The sequence below is a fragment of the [Zimmermannella] faecalis ATCC 13722 genome (assembly GCF_000381765.1).
Classification (GTDB): Bacteria; Actinomycetota; Actinomycetes; order Actinomycetales; family Microbacteriaceae; genus Gulosibacter; species Gulosibacter faecalis.
In genome coordinates this window covers 1-16,338 of sequence record NZ_KB907080.1, presented here as the reverse complement: position 1 = coordinate 16,338, position 16,338 = coordinate 1, and the positions used below count along the sequence as shown (strand labels likewise).

The 16,338-nt window shown below is 68.7% G+C and carries 13 protein-coding genes and 1 rRNA gene; 12 read left to right on the top strand and 2 right to left on the bottom strand.

The annotated features are described in order from the left end of the window. The first annotated feature begins 99 nt into the window (after nt 1-99). The 4 genes from G328_RS0109170 (at nt 100) to pheT (ending at nt 5,435) form a co-directional block, all read left to right on the top strand. Complete coding sequence (locus G328_RS0109170) at nt 100-747, top strand: amino acid ABC transporter permease (RefSeq protein ID WP_019619051.1); 648 nt, start codon at nt 100-102, stop codon at nt 745-747. Continuing rightward, nucleotides 744-1,730: an amino acid ABC transporter permease gene (locus G328_RS0109165; RefSeq protein ID WP_019619050.1), complete on the top strand. Its 987-nt coding sequence runs from the start codon at nt 744-746 to the stop codon at nt 1,728-1,730. The genes G328_RS0109170 and G328_RS0109165 overlap by 4 nt, the downstream gene beginning before the upstream one ends. Before the next feature lie 97 nt (nt 1,731-1,827). Then, nucleotides 1,828-2,868 carry a phenylalanine--tRNA ligase subunit alpha gene (pheS, locus tag G328_RS0109160; protein WP_019619049.1) on the top strand — a complete coding sequence of 347 codons (1,041 nt, stop codon included), beginning with the start codon at nt 1,828-1,830 and terminating at the stop codon, nt 2,866-2,868. 2 nt (nt 2,869-2,870) lie between these two features. Continuing rightward, nucleotides 2,871-5,435: a phenylalanine--tRNA ligase subunit beta gene (gene pheT / locus G328_RS0109155; protein ID WP_019619048.1), complete on the top strand. Its 2,565-nt coding sequence runs from the start codon at nt 2,871-2,873 to the stop codon at nt 5,433-5,435. 103 nt (nt 5,436-5,538) lie between these two features. Here pheT and sufU read toward each other — a convergent pair whose 3' ends face one another. Both sufU and G328_RS0109145 read right to left on the bottom strand, forming a co-directional pair. Beyond that, nucleotides 5,539-5,982, bottom strand: a complete 444-nt coding sequence (gene sufU, locus G328_RS0109150) for a Fe-S cluster assembly sulfur transfer protein SufU (protein ID WP_019619047.1) — start codon at nt 5,980-5,982, stop codon at nt 5,539-5,541. Continuing rightward, nucleotides 5,979-7,265, bottom strand: coding sequence for a SufS family cysteine desulfurase (locus G328_RS0109145; RefSeq protein WP_019619046.1), 1,287 nt, complete (start codon nt 7,263-7,265; stop codon nt 5,979-5,981). The genes sufU and G328_RS0109145 overlap by 4 nt, the downstream gene beginning before the upstream one ends. Nucleotides 7,266-7,306: 41 nt before the next feature. Here G328_RS0109145 and argC point away from each other — a divergent pair, with 41 nt between their 5' ends. The 8 genes from argC to G328_RS0109105 form a co-directional block, all read left to right on the top strand. Next, nucleotides 7,307-8,356, top strand: a complete 1,050-nt coding sequence (gene argC, locus G328_RS0109140) for an N-acetyl-gamma-glutamyl-phosphate reductase (protein ID WP_019619045.1) — start codon at nt 7,307-7,309, stop codon at nt 8,354-8,356. Beyond that, on the top strand, nt 8,353-9,516 hold the full coding sequence (argJ, locus tag G328_RS0109135; RefSeq protein ID WP_019619044.1) for a bifunctional glutamate N-acetyltransferase/amino-acid acetyltransferase ArgJ: 1,164 nt from the start codon (nt 8,353-8,355) through the stop codon (nt 9,514-9,516). The genes argC and argJ overlap by 4 nt, the downstream gene beginning before the upstream one ends. A 14-nt stretch (nt 9,517-9,530) precedes the next feature. Further along, nucleotides 9,531-10,427: an acetylglutamate kinase gene (gene argB / locus G328_RS0109130; protein ID WP_019619043.1), complete on the top strand. Its 897-nt coding sequence runs from the start codon at nt 9,531-9,533 to the stop codon at nt 10,425-10,427. Between the two features lie 28 nt (nt 10,428-10,455). Next, nucleotides 10,456-11,400, top strand: a complete 945-nt coding sequence (gene argF, locus G328_RS0109125) for an ornithine carbamoyltransferase (protein ID WP_019619042.1) — start codon at nt 10,456-10,458, stop codon at nt 11,398-11,400. A gap of 76 nt (nt 11,401-11,476) precedes the next feature. Continuing rightward, on the top strand, nt 11,477-12,676 hold the full coding sequence (locus G328_RS0109120; RefSeq protein WP_019619041.1) for an argininosuccinate synthase: 1,200 nt from the start codon (nt 11,477-11,479) through the stop codon (nt 12,674-12,676). A 3-nt stretch (nt 12,677-12,679) separates the two neighbouring features. Beyond that, a complete protein-coding gene (gene argH / locus G328_RS0109115) occupies nt 12,680-14,086 on the top strand; it encodes an argininosuccinate lyase (protein WP_019619040.1) in 1,407 nt (468 codons plus the stop codon). A gap of 85 nt (nt 14,087-14,171) precedes the next feature. After that, nucleotides 14,172-15,473: a tyrosine--tRNA ligase gene (gene tyrS, locus G328_RS0109110; RefSeq protein WP_019619039.1), complete on the top strand. Its 1,302-nt coding sequence runs from the start codon at nt 14,172-14,174 to the stop codon at nt 15,471-15,473. Between the two features lie 617 nt (nt 15,474-16,090). After that, a 16S ribosomal RNA gene (locus G328_RS0109105) occupies nt 16,091-16,338 on the top strand; the annotation flags it as partial.

Below are 16,338 nucleotides of genomic sequence, written 5' to 3'. Positions count from 1 at the left end.
GCGACTGCGACCCGGAGCCTGATCTGCACGGGGCGGCGCCGAACACGGCACTGGCGCCGCCCCGCGCATCCACCACCGAGAAGCTCCGAACGGGAATCGATGGAAGCCATACTCTCGAACTTCGGCTACGTGCTCGAAGGCTTCAGCCAGACGCTCCTGCTGCTGATTTACGGCGGCATCGGCGCCTCGCTCATCGGCATGCTGATCGCTTTCATGCGCATCTCGCCGATCGGCGCGCTGCGGGTGACCGCGACCGCCTACACCGAGCTCGTGCGCAATACGCCGCTCACGCTCGTGTTCTTCCTCATCATCATCGTGCTGCCGGTGCTGCAGCTCGGGGTACCGTCGTTCCTCGGCGCCGTGATCGCGCTCTCGGTGTACACCTCGCCGTTCGTCGCCGAGGCGTTGCGCTCGGGTATCAACGGCGTGCCGCTCGGGCAGGCCGAAGCGGCTCGCTCGCTCGGACTCAACTTCTCGCAGACGGTCGTGTCGATCGTCATGCCGCAGGCGATGCGCATGGTCGTGCCGCCGCTCATCAACGTCTTTATCGCGCTCACGAAGAACACGTCGGTCGCCTCGGGCTTCCGCGTCGTCGAACTCGTCGCGGTCTCGAAGGTGCTCGCCAATCAGAACGGTGACCAGGTCGTACCGCTGCTCGCGGGCATCGCGCTCTTCTACCTCGTCATCACCATTCCACTCGGGCTCGCGGCCGGGTACATCGAGCGAAAGGTGGCGGTGCTGCGATGAGCGCCTCAGTTCTCTACGACGCCCCCGGCCCGAAGACCCGCCGCACCTCGCGGCTCATCTCGGCGATCGTCAGCGCCGTCATCGTCATCCTCCTCGGCTGGTTCATCTTCACGCTCGGCCAACCTCGCACGACCGCGAGCGGCGCCGTGCTCGACGGTCTCTGGGACGCCTCGCGCTGGGACATCTTCGTCGACCCCGACGACGCCGGCGAGGTCTGGGAGGGCCTGCTCTGGCGCGGCCTCGTGCTCGGAACACTGCGGGCCGCCGGCCTCGCCGCCGTGCTCGCGCTCATCTTCGGCGTGCTGCTCGCGCTCGGCCGCATGGCCCGCTCGCCCTGGATCCGCATTCCCGTCACGGTCGCCCTCGAGTTCCTGCGCGGCATGCCCGTGCTGCTCATGATGCTGTTCATCATGCTCGGCCTTTCGGTCGGGGCGTACCCCGCCGTCGTCGGCGCGCTCGCGATCTACAACGGCGCGATCATCGGCGAGGCGCTGCGAAGCGGCATCGCGTCGCTCCCGCGCGGCCAGGCCGAGGCGGCGCTGTCGCTCGGAATGACGCGCCTGCAGACGCGGTTCCTCATCGAATTCCCGCAGGCGTTCAAGCAGATGCTGCCGATCATTGTCGCCCAGCTCGTCGTGCTGCTGAAGGACACCTCGCTCGCGTACATCGTTGCGTACCCCGAGCTGCTGCGAACCTCGACGACGATGAAGGACTACTTCGGTTCGGGCAAGTACTCGTTCTCGTTCTTCTTCGTCACGCTCGTGATCTACCTCGCTGTGAACCTCACGCTGAGCTGGTTCGCGCGACGCCTCGCCCGCGGCAATGCACAGCAGGCCGTCGGCGCGAAGCGCAAGGGCAACAAGCGCGGCGGCCCGAAGCAGACGCCGCCCCCGGGCCAGATCGGCGTCGACACGTCGCTGCTCTCGATCGGTCAAGCCGACGGCATGACCGGTCGCGCGGCCGAGGGCAAGGCGCCCAGGTAGCGCGGCCGGACGATGCGCGCCTGGCTGGGCTGCGCATCCGCTCATGCTCGCCCGGACGCGCCCGTGCGTGCGGCCCGCGGGCCTATAGGATTGCCGGGTGAGTCAAGAACATCCGATTACCCCAGAAGCGGTCGGCTCCGCCGAGACCGCGGCCCTCGAGGCGATCGCGGCGGCTGCCGACGCGGCCGCGCTGAAGCAGGTTCGCTCGGCGCACCTCGGCGAGGGCTCGGCGCTCGCGACGCTCAACGCGTCGATGCGCGACGTGCCGAACGACCAGAAGAAGGCAGCGGGCCAGCTCATCGGGCAGGCGCGTGGGCGCGTGAACCAGGCGTTTGCGGCGCGCGAGGCCGAGGTCGCTGCGGCCGAGGCTGCCGAGCGGCTCGAGGCGGAGCGCGTCGATGTGACGGCCTTCCACGCGCGCGAGCGTTCGGGTGCGCGCCACCCGCTCACGATGCTCCGCGACCGCGTGAGTGACATCTTCATGGGCATGGGCTGGGACATCGTTGACGGGCCCGAGCTCGAGAGCGAGTGGTACAACTTCGACTCGCTCAACTTCGACGCCGATCACCCCGCGCGGGCGCTGCAGGACACGTTCTTCGTCGACCCCGTCGACCGCCACCTGCTCATGCGCACGCACACGTCGCCGCTGCAGATGCGCTCGCTGCTCGAGCGGGGCGCGCCGCTCTACGTGCTCGCGCCCGGCCGCACGTACCGCACCGACGAGCTCGACGCGACGCACACGCCCGTGTTCACGCAGTTCGAGGGCATTGCGATCGACCGCGATCTGTCGATGGCCCACCTGCGCGGCACGCTTGAACACTTCGCGCGCCAGATGTTCGGCGACGAGGCGAAGATCCGCCTGCGCAACAACTACTTCCCCTTCACCGAGCCGAGCGCCGAGATGGACATCTGGCACCCGCTCGCGAAGGGCGGACCCCGGTGGATCGAGTGGGGCGGCTGCGGCATGGTGCATCCGAACGTGCTGCGCGCGGCGGGGCTCGACCCCGAGGAATTCCGCGGCTTCGCGTTCGGCATGGGCGTCGAACGCACGCTCATGTTCCGCAATGACCTCACCGACATGCACGACATCGTCGAGGGCGACGTGCGCTTCAGCGAACAGTTTGGAATGGTGATTTAGGGATGCGTATTCCCCTTTCATGGCTGCGCGAGTACGTCGAGGTTGCCGACGAGGCGACGCCGCAGGACGTGCTCGACGCGTTCGTGCGCGTCGGGCTCGAAGACGAGGCAATCCACGGCGGCGAGCTGTCGGGCCCCATCGTCGTCGGCGAGGTGCTCGAGCGCACGCCCGAGCCGCAGAAGAACGGCAAGACGATCAACTGGTGCCAGGTGCGGGTCGCCCCCGACGGGCAGCCCGCGGCCGACGGCGGTGCCGACGTGCGCGGCATCGTCTGCGGCGCCCACAACTTCGAGGTCGGCGACCGCGTCGTGGTGACGCTGCCCGGCTCGGTGCTGCCCGGCGACTTCCACATCGCCGCCCGCAAGACCTACGGGCACACGTCCGACGGCATGATGGCGTCGCAGCGCGAGCTCGGCCTCGGTGACGACCACGACGGCATCATCGTGCTGAACAAGCTCGGTCTCGGCGGCGAGATCGGTGAGCCCGCACTGCCGCTGTTCGGTCTCGACGACGTTGCGGTCGAGGTCAACGTGACGCCCGACCGCGGCTACGCGATGTCGATGCGCGGCCTCGCCCGCGAGTACTCGCACGCGACCGACGCCGACTTCCACGACCCGGCGCTGCGCGACGAGCTCGCGGCGATCGCGAGCGCCGCGCTCGCTCCGTCGCCCACCGACGTGCGCGTGCCGGTGACCGTCGCCGACGAGCGCGCCGTGCGTGATCAGCCGCTCAGCGAGGTCTTCGCCGGCATCGTCGTCACGGGCGTCGACGGCACCCGCCCCACGCCGAGCTGGCTGTCGGGCCGCCTTCGGCTCGCGGGCATCCGCTCGCTCGGGCTGCTCATCGACATCACGAACTACGTCATGCTCGAGCTCGGCCAGCCGATTCACGGCTACGACCTCGACCAGCTGCGCGGTGGCATCCACGTGCGTCGCGCGACGGCGGGCGAGCGGCTCACGACGCTCGACGGTCGCGATCGCGAGCTCAGCGACGAGGACATCCTCATCACCGACGACCGCGGGCCGATCGGTCTCGCGGGCGTCATGGGTGGCGCCGAGACCGAGCTCACGAACGAGACGACCAACGTGTTCATCGAGGCCGCGACGTTCGCCTCGGTGTCGATCGCGCGCACGGCCCGCCGGCACAAGCTGCCGTCGGAGGCGTCACGCCGCTTCGAGCGCGGCGTCGACCCGGCCGTGACCCAGCTCGCGGCAGCGCGCGTCGCCGAGCTGCTCGTCGACCTCGCCGGCGGCACGCTCGCCGCGGCCGGCTCGCTGCTCGGCACACCCGAACAGCCCGAGTCGATCGACCTGCCGCTGTCGCTGCCGAGCCAGCTCATGGGCATCGACTACTCGCGGGCCGAGATTGTCGACGCGCTCCTCGCCGTCGGCTGCGACGTCGAGGGCGACGACGTGCTCACGGTCACGCCGCCGACCTGGCGCGGCGACCTCACCGAGCCCGTCACGCTCGTCGAGGAGGTCGGCCGCCTGCGCGGGTTCGACCGGATTCCCTCGGTTGTGCCGCAGGCGACGAGCGGTCACGGCCCGAGCCGCGAGCAGGCGCTTCGCCGCCAGCTCAGCGACGTGCTCGCCGCGGCCGGCGCGGTCGAGGTGCTCTCGTACCCGTTCGTCACCGAGGCCGAGAACACGCTGTTCTCGTCGCCCGACGGCACGCCGCTGCCGTCGGTGAAGCTCGCGAACGCGATGGACGCGAAGACCGCCTGGCTGCGCCGGAGCATTCTGCCCGGGCTCGCCGGCGTCGCGCACCGCAACGTGTCGCGCGGTCGCCCGAACGTTGCGGTCTACGAGCTCGGACGCGTGTTCCGTCCCGAGCCTGGCCGAGAGTACGGCGTTGCCGAGCTGCCGCCGGTCGCGGAGCGCCCGAGCGACGAGAAGCTCGCAGAGCTGAACGACGGGATCCCGCCGCAGCCGTACTCGCTTGCCGTCATGCTCGTCGGTGAGCGCACCGAGAAGCAGCCCGGCCTCGACGCCGTGGCGTTCGGGTGGCAGGACGCGCTCGAGGTGCTTGACCGGGTCGCGCTCGCGACCGCGGCGACACTGCGGGTGCGACAGGGCACGCACGGGGCGTTCCACCCCGGCCGCTGCGCCGAGGTGTTCGTCGTTGATGCGGCGGGCGCCGAACACTCGATCGGCTTCGCCGGTGAGCTGCACCCCGAGGTTGCCGAGTCGCACGACCTGCCGCGGGTCGTCGGCGCGGTCGAGCTCGACGTCGACGCCCTGCTCGCGCACTCCGAGCGTCACGTCTCGGCCGGCACGATTGTCGGCTTCCCGGCCGCGACGCAGGACCTCTCGCTCGTGGTCGACGCCGGGATCGCGGCGGCCGACGTGCGCGACGCGGTCATCGCCGGGGCGGGGGAGTTGCTCGAGCACATCCGCCTCGTCGACGACTACCGCGGCCGCGGGCTCGAGGAGGGCGAGAAGTCCCTCACGTTCGCGCTGCGGTTCCGCGCCGACGACCGCACGCTCACGGCCGCCGAGGCGACCGAGGCGAAGGAAGCCGGCGCCGCCGAGGCTGCGACCCGCTTCGGTGCGACGATTCGCGCATAGGCCGCCTTCCGTCCCGAAACGGACGCAAACCCCAAAATGGGTGGGGCATAACCGACCAGGTCGGTTATGCCCCACCCATTTTGGGGTTTCCAGCAGCGTTGGCCTACCCGGCCTCGCGGAGGGCGGCTTCGAGCGCGACCCACGCGAGCATCGCGCACTTCACACGCATGACGTACTTGCCGACGCCCTCGAATGCAATCGCGTCGCCGAGCAGCTCTTCTTCGTCGTCGGTGAGCGTCGCGTTCCCGCGCGAGCGGAGCATGCCGCGGAGCACCTCGACGCCCTCGCGGGCGCGCTCGACCGAGGCACCGGTGAGCTGCTCGACCATGATCGCGGCCGACGCCATCGAGATCGAGCAGCCGTCGCCGACCCAACCGACCTCGGCCACGCGGCCGTCCTCGACTCGCACCCGCAGGCGGAGCTCGTCGCCGCACGACGGGTTTTTCTCGAAGTGCTCGGCATCGAACGGCTCGATCTCCCCCTCACCCGTGCGCCGTTTCGACGCGTCGAGAATGAGGTCTTGGTACAGCGAGTCGAGCCCGCTCATCGATTGGCCCCGAAGTAGGCGCGTACGTCGCCGAGGGCGTCGATCAGCGCGTCGATCTCGTCGGTCGTAGTCGTGAGGTAGGTCGAGGCGCGGGTCGATGCGGTGAGTCCGAGCCGGCGGTGCAGCGGCTGGGCGCAGTGGTGTCCGCCGCGCACGGCGATGCCGCGCGCGTCGAGGAACTGCGACACGTCGTGCGAGTGCACGCCGTCGACCGTGAAGGCGGCGAGGCCCGAGCGGGCCACCGACGCGTCGTCGCCGAGCACCCGCACGCCCTCGAGCGCGCCGAGGCGTTCGACCATGAGCGCGCCCAGCGCTTCCTCGTGGTCGCGAATCGACGCCATGCCGACGCGGTCGAGGTAGCGGCACGCGGCGGCGAGGCCGACGACCTGCGGCACGGCCTGCGTGCCGGCCTCGAAGCGGGTCGGCGGATCCATGAAGGTGGTCGCCTCCATCGTGACGACCTCGATCATCGAGCCGCCCGTGCGGGCGGGCGGGAGCTGCGCGAGGCGCTCGCGGCGGCCGTAGAGTACGCCGAGTCCGTTCGGGCCGGTCATCTTGTGGCTCGAGAACGCGGCGAAGTCGACGCCGAGCTCGTGCAAGTCGACGGGGCGGTGCGGCACCGACTGGCACGCGTCGAGCACGGTGATCGCTCCGACCGAAGCGGCGAGCTCGACGAGCTCGGCGACCGGGGCGATCATGCCCGTGACGTTCGAGACGTGCGCGAACGCGAGCACCCGGGTCGCGGGGCCGACGACGGCGCGGGCGTCATCGATCGACCAGGTGCCCCGCTCGTTCGCGGGAATCCAGCGCAGCGTCGCGCCCGTCGCGAGCGCGAGCTCCTGCCAGGGCACGAGGTTCGCGTGGTGTTCGGCCTCGGTTACGACGATCTCGTCGCCGGGGCCGAGCCGTAGCGGCACCGAGTCGTCGCCGCCCCGTCCGCGTGACGCCGCCGCGATGCCGAGGGCAACCGTGTTGAGCGCATCGGTCGCGCCGGCCTGCCAGGCGATCTCGTCGGCGTCGGCGCCGACGAAGCGCGCGACGATGTCGCGGGACTCCTCGTAGTCGCTCGTCGAGAGTGCCGCGAGCTCGTGGGCGCCGCGGTGGACGGCGGCGTTGCGGTGCTCGAGGAACTCGCGCTCCGCCTCGAGCACGGCGCTCGAGCGCTGCGCGGTCGCCCCGAAGTCGAGATAGACGAGCGGGTCGCCGTGCACCTGCTCGTGAAGAATGGGGAAGTCGCGGCGCAGTTCTCGGGCGCGCGCGTCGCTAATTACCGAGGAAGTCATCGCTCCCTAGCCTAGGCGCCGCCCCGCGTAGGATGACGACTATGACGTATTCGGTAGCGGTCGCTGGGGCCAGTGGGTATGGCGGAGGCGAGCTCCTCCGGCTGCTCGCGAATCACCCCGAGTTCGACGTGCGCACGGTCACGGCGCACCAGCAGGCGGGTCAGTCGTTGCGTGCGGTTCACCCGCACCTCTTCTCGTACGGCGACCTCGAGCTGCAGCCGACCGACGCCGAGCACCTGCGCGGCCACGACGTCGTGTTCCTGGCGCTGCCGCACGGCAAGTCCGCGGCGATTTCGTCTGAGCTCGGCGACGACACCTCGCTCGTCGTTGACGCGGGCGCCGACCACCGCCTCGAGCGGGAACAAGACTGGGTCGACTACTACCCGGGCGAGTTCGCGGGCACCTGGACCTACGGCATGCCCGAGTTGGTACTCGACGATGGCAGCAAACAGCGCGCCAACCTGCCGGGCGCCTCGCGCATCGCGGTGCCGGGCTGCAACGTCACGGCCGTGACGCTCGCGCTCGCCCCGGCGCTGCGCGCTGGCCTCGTTGGGGCGATCGACCTCGCCGCGGTGCTCGCGGTCGGCCCATCCGGCGCTGGCAAGAAGGCGTCGGTGGGCATGCTCGGCAGCGAACTCATGGGCAACATCGCCCCGTACAACGCCTTTGGTGGCCACCGCCACAACCCCGAGATCCGGCAGAACCTCCGCCGCGCATCCGGCCTCGACGTGCGCCTCGCGTTCACGCCCGTGCTCGTGCCGACGGCCCGCGGGATTCTCGCGACGGTCTCGGGCGCGCTCGCCGAGGGTGTTGACCAGTCCCGCATCGACGACGTGTACCGCGAGGCCTACGGCGACGAGGGCTTCATCGAGTACCTCACCGACGGCCGCTACCCGCGCACGGGCGATGTGCTCGGTTCGAATCGCACGCAGCTCGCCGTCGGCATCGACGAGCGCGCCGGCCGGCTCGTTGCGATCAGCGCAATCGACAACCTCGGCAAGGGCACCGCCGGCGCCGCGATCCAGTCTGCCAATCTCGCGCTCGGCCTCGACGAGGCGACCGCCCTGCCCGTGAACGGAGTTGCCCCGTGACCATTACCGCGCCAAAAGGATTCCGTGCCGCCGGGGTTGAAGCCGGCCTGAAGGCGAGCGGCGGTCGCGATGTCGTCGTCGTCGTAAACGACGGCCCGTCGGCGGCGGCCGCGGCGGTGTTCACGAGCAACCGCTGCGAGGCGCACCCGGTCACGTGGTCGCGCCGCATCGTCGCTGACGGTGCGGCCTCGGCAATCGTGCTCAACTCGGGTGGCGCGAATTGCTTCACGGGCGAGTTCGGCGCCGACACGACGCGGCTCACCGCGGAGCGCGCCGCCGAACGGCTGCAGCTGCAGCCCGACGACATCATCGTGTGCTCGACGGGACTCATCGGCTCGGGCGACGAGACGTTCCGCGCCGGGGTGCTGCGGGGAGTCGACGCCGCGGTGGCCGAGCTCGCGAGCGACGAGGCCGCGTCGGCGAACGCGGCCGCAGGCATTCTCACGACCGACTCGGTGCCGAAGACGGCGCTACGCGAGGGTGATGGATACGCGATCGGCGCGATCGCCAAAGGCGCGGGCATGCTCGCGCCCGGCCTCGCAACGATGCTCGTCGTCGTGACGACCGACGCCGACCTCGAGTCGCCGGCACTCGATGCCGCCCTGCGCGAGGCGACCCGCCTCAGCTTCGATCGCCTCGACTCCGACGGCGCGATGTCGACGAACGACACCGTCGCGCTGCTCGCGTCGGGTGCGAGCGGAGTGACGCCCGACACGGCCGAGTTCACGGCGCTCCTCGTCGACCTCTGCCAGGACCTCGCGCGGCAGCTGCAGGCTGACGCCGAGGGAGCGAGCCATGACATCACGATCACGACGGTCGGGGCCGCGACCGAAAACGAGGCCGTCGCGGTCTCGCGCGCGGTGAGCCGCTCGAACCTCTTCAAGGCCGCGATTTTCGGCAACGACCCGAACTGGGGCCGCGTGCTCGCCGCGATCGGCACGACCGACGCGAAGTTCGAGCCGCAGGTGATCGATGTCTCAATGAACGGCATCATGGTGTGCCGCGCGGGTACGCCCGACGCACCGGTCGACACGGTCGACCTCACGCCGCGCGCGACCGAGGTGCGCATCGACCTGCACGCGGGCGACGCCTCGGCGAGCATCCTCACGAACGACCTCACGCACGACTACGTGCACGAGAACAGCGCCTACTCGTCGTAGGCAGAAAAGGCAGCATGGCTTCCAGCACCCTCCCGTGGCTCGCCGCGTCGACCGCGAAGGTCGAGACGCTCATCGAGGCGCTCCCGTGGATGCAGCAGTATCGCGGCGAGATCGTCGTCGTGAAGTTCGGCGGCAACGCGATGATCGACCCCGAGCTCATCGAGGCGTTTGCGCAGGACATCGCGTTCCTGCGCTACGCCGGCGTGAAGCCCATCGTCGTGCACGGCGGCGGCCCGCACATCTCTCGGATGCTCGACCGCCTCGGTATCGAGTCGGAGTTCCGCGCCGGGTACCGGTACACCTCCGGTGAGGCGATGGAGGTCGTGCGCATGGTGCTCGGTGGACAGGTGGCCCGCGAGCTCGTGTCCGCGATCAACGACGTCGCGCCGGTCGCGACCGGCACGTCGGGGGAAGATGCGGGGCTGTTCCAGGCGCGCCGCAAGACGACCGACGCGGCCGGTAACCCGGTCGACCTCGGCCACGTCGGCGAGATCGTCGCCGTGAACCCGCAGGTTGTCGCGGCCGACATTGCCGCGGGGCGCATCCCGGTCGTGTCGACAATTGCGAGCGACGTCGACCAGCCCCGCAAGGCGCTGAACATCAACGCTGACCGCGCCGCCGCCGCGCTCGCGGTAGCGCTCGGCGCGCGCAAGCTCGTGATGCTCACCGACGTTGAGGGGCTGTACCGCAACTGGCCCGACCGTTCGTCGTTCACGTCGACGATCACGAGCGACGAGCTGCGCGAACTGCTGCCGTCGCTCGAGTCGGGCATGATCCCGAAGGCGCAGGCCTGCCTCGAGGCGGTCGACGGCGGGGTCTCCCGTGCGACGATCATTGATGGCCGCGTCGCTCACTCGACGCTCCTCGAAATCTTCACCACCGACGGGTTCGGCACCGAGGTCTCCTCGTAGCCGCGCCACCCAACCCGAAAGGCTCCCTATGATCCGCCACTTCCTTCGCGACGACGATGTCACCGCCGCCGAGCAGTCGACGATTCTCGACCTCGCGGCGAAGCTCAAGCGTGACCGATTCCTCGCGCGCCCGCTCGAGGGGCCCCAGTCGGTGGCCGTGATCTTCGACAAGAGCTCGACCCGCACGCGTGTGTCGTTCCACGTCGGGGTTTCGGAGCTCGGCGGCAGCCCGCTCATCTTCACGACGGCGTCGAGCCAGCTCGGTGGCAAGGAGACCCCGTCGGATACGGCGCGCGTGCTTGAGCGCATGGTCTCGGCGATCGTGTGGCGCACGTACGCGCAGTCGGGCCTGGAAGAGATGGCTGAGGGCGCGCGAGTGCCGATCGTGAACGCGCTGAGTGACGATTTCCACCCGTGCCAGCTGCTCGCCGACCTGCTCACGATTCGTGAGCACCGCGGCGCGACGGCCGGGCAAAAGCTCGTGTTTGTCGGCGACGGCGCGAGCAACATGGGCCACTCGTACCTGCTTGCCTGCGCGCTCGCCGGCATGCACGTCGCGGTCGCGTCGCCCGAGGGCTACCTGCCCCGCGAGGACGTCGTCGCCCGGGCGCGCGAGATCGCGGCCGAGCAGGGCGGTTCGGTCGAGGTCGGCACCGACGCGGCGGCGCTCGTCGCGGGCGCCGACGTCGTCGTCACCGACACCTGGGTGTCGATGGGGCTTGAGGAGGAGCGTGCCGAGCGCGTTGCCGCATTCGAGTCGTACCGCGTGACCGCGGAGCTCATGGGTCACGCGAAGGACAACGCGATCTTCCTCCACTGCCTCCCTGCCGATCGCGGCTACGAGGTCGACGCCGACGTGATCGACGGCCCGCAGTCGGCGATCTGGGACGAGGCCGAGAACCGCCTCCACGCCCAGAAGGCGCTGCTCGTGTGGCTGCTTGCGCAGGCGCGCGGCGTCGAGCTTCCGGCCTAGCTGCCGATTTGGCGCCGGGCAGATCACTGCCCGGCGCCTAGACTTATGCCAGACCACCCCATCCAGAAGGAGCAACATGACTGAGCGTATTGTGCTCGCGTACTCGGGAGGCCTTGACACCTCCGTCGCCATCCCGTGGATCAAGGAGCGCACCGGCCGAGAGGTCATCGCGCTGGCGATCGACGTCGGGCAGGCGGGCGAGGACCTCGAGCAGATTCGCCAGCGTGCGCTTGACTGCGGCGCCGTCGAGGCCGTCGTCATCGACGCCCGCGACGAGTTCGCCGACGACTACCTCGTGCCTGCCCTCAAGGCGAACGCGATGTACCAGCGTCGCTACCCGCTCGTGTCAGCACTCTCGCGTCCACTCATCGCCCGCCACCTCGCGCGCACCGCTCGCGAGCTCGGCGCGAACTCGATCGCGCACGGCTGCACCGGTATGGGCAACGACCAGGTGCGCTTTGAGGCCGCAGTCGCGGCCGTCGCGCCCGAGCTCACGTCGATCGCGCCGATCCGCGACCTGTCGCTCACGCGCGACGTCGCGATCGAGTACGCCGGCGAGCACAACCTCCCGATTCGCCAGTCGAAGGCGTCGCCCTACTCGGTCGACCAGAACGTCTGGGGCCGCGCGGTCGAGACCGGGTTCCTTGAGGACCCGTGGAACGGCCCGATCGAAGACCTCTACGAGTACACGCAGGACCCGACGACCCCGCGCGAGGCCACCGAGGTGACGCTCGCGTTCGAGTCGGGCACGCCCGTCTCGATCAACGGTGAGCGCCTCAGCATGCTCCAGATTGTCGAGCGCATGAACGAGCTCGCCGGCCAGCACGGCGTTGGCCGCCTCGACATGGTCGAAGACCGTCTCGTTGGCATCAAGTCGCGTGAGATCTACGAGGCTCCCGGCGCGATCGCGCTCATCGAGGCGCACACGCACCTCGAAGACCTCGCGCTCGAGCGCGACGTGCACCGCTACAAGCGGGGCGTTGAGATCGAGTGGGGCAACCTCGTGTACGACGGCCTCTGGTTCGGCGGCCTCAAGCGCGCGCTCGACACGTTCATCGATCACACGCAGGAGAAGGTCACGGGCGAGGTGCGCATGACCCTCCACCAGGGCCGTGCCGTCGTGACGGGTCGCCGCTCCGACGAATCGCTCTACGACTACTCGCTCGCGACGTACGACACCGGCAACACCTTCAACCAGGACGCCGCGCGCGGCTTCATCGAGCTGCACTCGCTGCCCTCGAAGATCGCTGCCCGCCGCGACCAGCCCGAGCTGTAGGGCATGAGCGACTCGACGTCACGGGCCGGCGAAGACGGCGCCCTCTGGGGTGGCCGCTTCGCCGGCGGCCCGTCGCCCGAGCTCGCGCGGCTGTCGAAGTCGACGCAGTTCGACTGGAAACTCGCGCACTACGACCTCGCGGGCTCGCGGGCGCACGCGAACGCGCTCGCGGCAGCGGGGTACCTGACCGAGCAAGAGAACGCCGACATGCACGCGGCGCTCGACGAGCTCGAGGCGCGCGTCACCGACGGCCGCTTCGTCGCCGCCGAGGCAGATGAGGATGTGCACTCGGCGCTCGAGCGTGGCCTCATGGAGGTCGCGGGGCACGAGCTCGGCGGCAAGCTTCGTGCCGGCCGGAGCCGAAACGACCAGATCGCGACGTTCGTGCGCATGTACATCCGCGACGAATCGGCGAAGCTGCGGCAGCTGCTGCGCGACCTCGTCGAGGCGATTTCGGGGCAGGCCGAGGCGAACCTCGACGTCATCATGCCGGGGCGCACGCACCTGCAGCACGCGCAGCCGGTGCTGCTCGCACACCACCTGCTCGCCCACGCGTGGCCGCTCGTGCGCGACCTTTCGCGTCTCGACGACCTGGGGGAGCGGCTCGCCGACTCGCCGTACGGGTCGGGCGCGCTCGCGGGCTCGACGCTGGGGCTCGACGCCGACGCGGTTGCGACCGAGCTCGGCTTCTCGGCGGCGGTCGAGAACTCGATCGACGGCACGGCAGCGCGCGACCTCGTGAGCGAGGCCGCGTTCGTGCTCGCGCAGGTGGGGGTCGACGTGTCGCGGTTCGCCGAGGAGGTCATCCTCTGGAACACGCGGGAGTTCGAGTTCCTCACGCTCGACGACTCGTACTCGACGGGTTCGAGCATCATGCCGCAGAAGAAGAACCCCGACATCGCCGAGCTCGCGCGCGGCAAGTCGGGCCGACTCATCGGCAACCTCACGGGCCTGCTGTCGACGTTCAAGGCGATGCCGCTCGCGTATAACCGCGATCTGCAGGAAGACAAAGAGCCGCTGTTCGACTCGTTCGAGCAGCTCGAGGTGCTGCTGCCAGCGTTCACCGGCATGGTGCGCACGATGGTCTTCCACGGTGAGCGGATGCGCGAACTCGCGCCGCAGGGCTTCTCGCTCGCGACCGATGTTGCCGAGTGGCTCGTGAAGCGGCACGTGCCGTTCCGCGACGCCCACGAAATTTCGGGCAGCCTCGTGAAGCTCGCGGAGTCGCGGGGCGTTGATCTCGACGGTCTCAGCGACGCCGACTTCGCGGGCGTCTCGGCGCACCTCACTCCCGAGGTGCGCGAGGTGCTCACGATCGACGGCTCGGTTGCGTCGCGCAACGGCGTGAACGGTACGGCACCTGAGTCCGTGCGGGCGCAGCTCGAGAAGCTGCGGTTGCGGCTCGCGTAGCCCATCCGTCGCGGCGCCCCGAATCCTCGGATCCGGGGCGCTCGTCGTTTCCTCGTGGGGCGGCGAAGTTGGTAGCGTTAGCGCCGTGACCAAACGTGATCTCTCCTGGCAGCAGAACGACCCGTCGTTCGACCACATCCTCGACGAGCTCGAGTGGCGCGGTTACCTCCACGTCCACACCGACCTCGACGCGCTCCGCGAACGGATGAACCAGGGCCCGATCACGTATTACTGCGGTTTCGACCCGACCGCACCGAGTTTGCACCTCGGCCACCTCGTGCAGCTGTTGCTGCTTCGGCGCATCCAGCTCGCCGGCAACCACCCGATCGGCCTCGTTGGCGGGTCCACGGGCCTCATCGGTGACCCGCGCCCGACGTCGGAGCGCACGCTGAACTCGCGCGAGACGGTTGCCGAGTGGGTGAACGGTCTGCGCGACCAGATCGAGGGCTACCTGTCGTTCGAAGGCGAGTTCGCCGCGCGCATGGCGAACAACCTCGACTGGACGGGTGACCTCAGTGCGCTCGACTTCCTTCGCGATCTCGGCAAGTACTTCCGCGTCGGGTCAATGCTGAAGAAGGATGCGGTGTCGGCGCGGCTCAACTCCGAGGCGGGCATCTCGTACACGGAGTTCAGCTACCAGATTCTGCAGGCGTTTGACTTCCTCGAGCTCAATCGCCGGTACGGGCTCGAGCTGCAGACGGGTGGCTCCGACCAGTGGGGCAACCTCGTCGGCGGCGTCGACCTGATTCGTCGCGCGGAGGGTAAGCCGGCACACGCGCTCGGTACCCCGCTCATCACGAACTCCGACGGAACGAAGTTCGGCAAGTCCGAGGGCAACGCCATCTGGATCAATGCCGAGCTCACGTCGCCGTACGCGTTCTACCAGTTCTGGCTCAACACCGATGACCGCGACGTCGTCGACCGGTTGAAGATCTTCACGTTCTACAACCGTGAGGAAATCGCGGAGTTTGCGCAGCAGGTTGCTGACGAACCGTTCCGCCGCTCGGCGCAGCGCGCGCTCGCATCGGCGGTTACCCGACTGGTGCACGGCGATGAGGCGACCGATGCGGCGATCGACGCGTCGGAGGCGCTCTTCGGCAACGGAGATCTCGCCGCCCTCGGTGAGGATGTGCTGGGTCAGGCAATCGCCGAGCTCCCGCACGTCGAGGCGACCCTCGGGCAGTCGGTCGCCGAGCTGCTTGTCGCGACCGAGGCAGAAAGCTCACTTTCGGCAGCACGCCGTGCGATCAAGCAGGGCGGGGTGACGATCAACAAGGCGAAGGTCGACGATGAGCACGCGGTGCTCGGTGAACAACATCTGCTCGCCGGCGGCGCCGTGGTGATTCGGCGCGGCAAGAAGACGCTCGTGGGTGCCATCGTTCGGTAAGTTTTCCGACGATATCGACGCGGGGCGGGGGAGCAGCGAGCTCTCCCGCCCCGCGATCGTTTTCCGTCGAAATCACGCCTTCCCAGGTAAACACTGGCGACACGCCCGGGATGCTGGAGCGATTTGCGCGACCCCCGGGATCTCCGTAAAGTATTCATCTGTTGCCACCGCAGCGAAAGAAACACCATCTGGTGCGAATCGCGAAGGGGGCAGCGGTCGCAGCCAGAGCGACGCAGTCGATCAGACTACAACGCTCGGGCCACTTGCGCGCCACGGCGCGCCGGGGTAAGGTTGCAGACCTAACAACAGATCGGCTCGCGAGCCAAGTCAGACATCGTCCGACACGCAAGCAAGTCGACACCGAGGAGCTCTTAGTAGCAGCGATGCAATGCGTCGTGAAAATGAGAAGCGAACGGTCTTTGAGAACTCAACAGTGTGCACTTTAAATTGTCATATGCCATTTTTTTGGTTACCTCGTGACTAGCCCTTTTGGGGGTTGGTTATTTTGGTTCCTTTTATATTTTGGATAATGATCGCCAGATTGATTTTGGTGTTTTGTTGTCTGGGTTGAACTCAGCTTGCCTGCGCTTTTGTGGTGTGGGTGGGTGTTGTAATTTTTTACGGAGAGTTTGATCCTGGCTCAGGACGAACGCTGGCGGCGTGCTTAACACATGCAAGTCGAACGATGAAGCTCCAGCTTGCTGGGGTGGATTAGTGGCGAACGGGTGAGTAACACGTGAGCAACGTGCCCGAGACTCTGGAATAACCACCGGAAACGGTGGCTAATACTGGATATGTGCCAGGGAGGCATCTCCTCTGGTTGGAAAGATTTATCGGTTTCGGATCGGCTCACGGCCTATCAGCT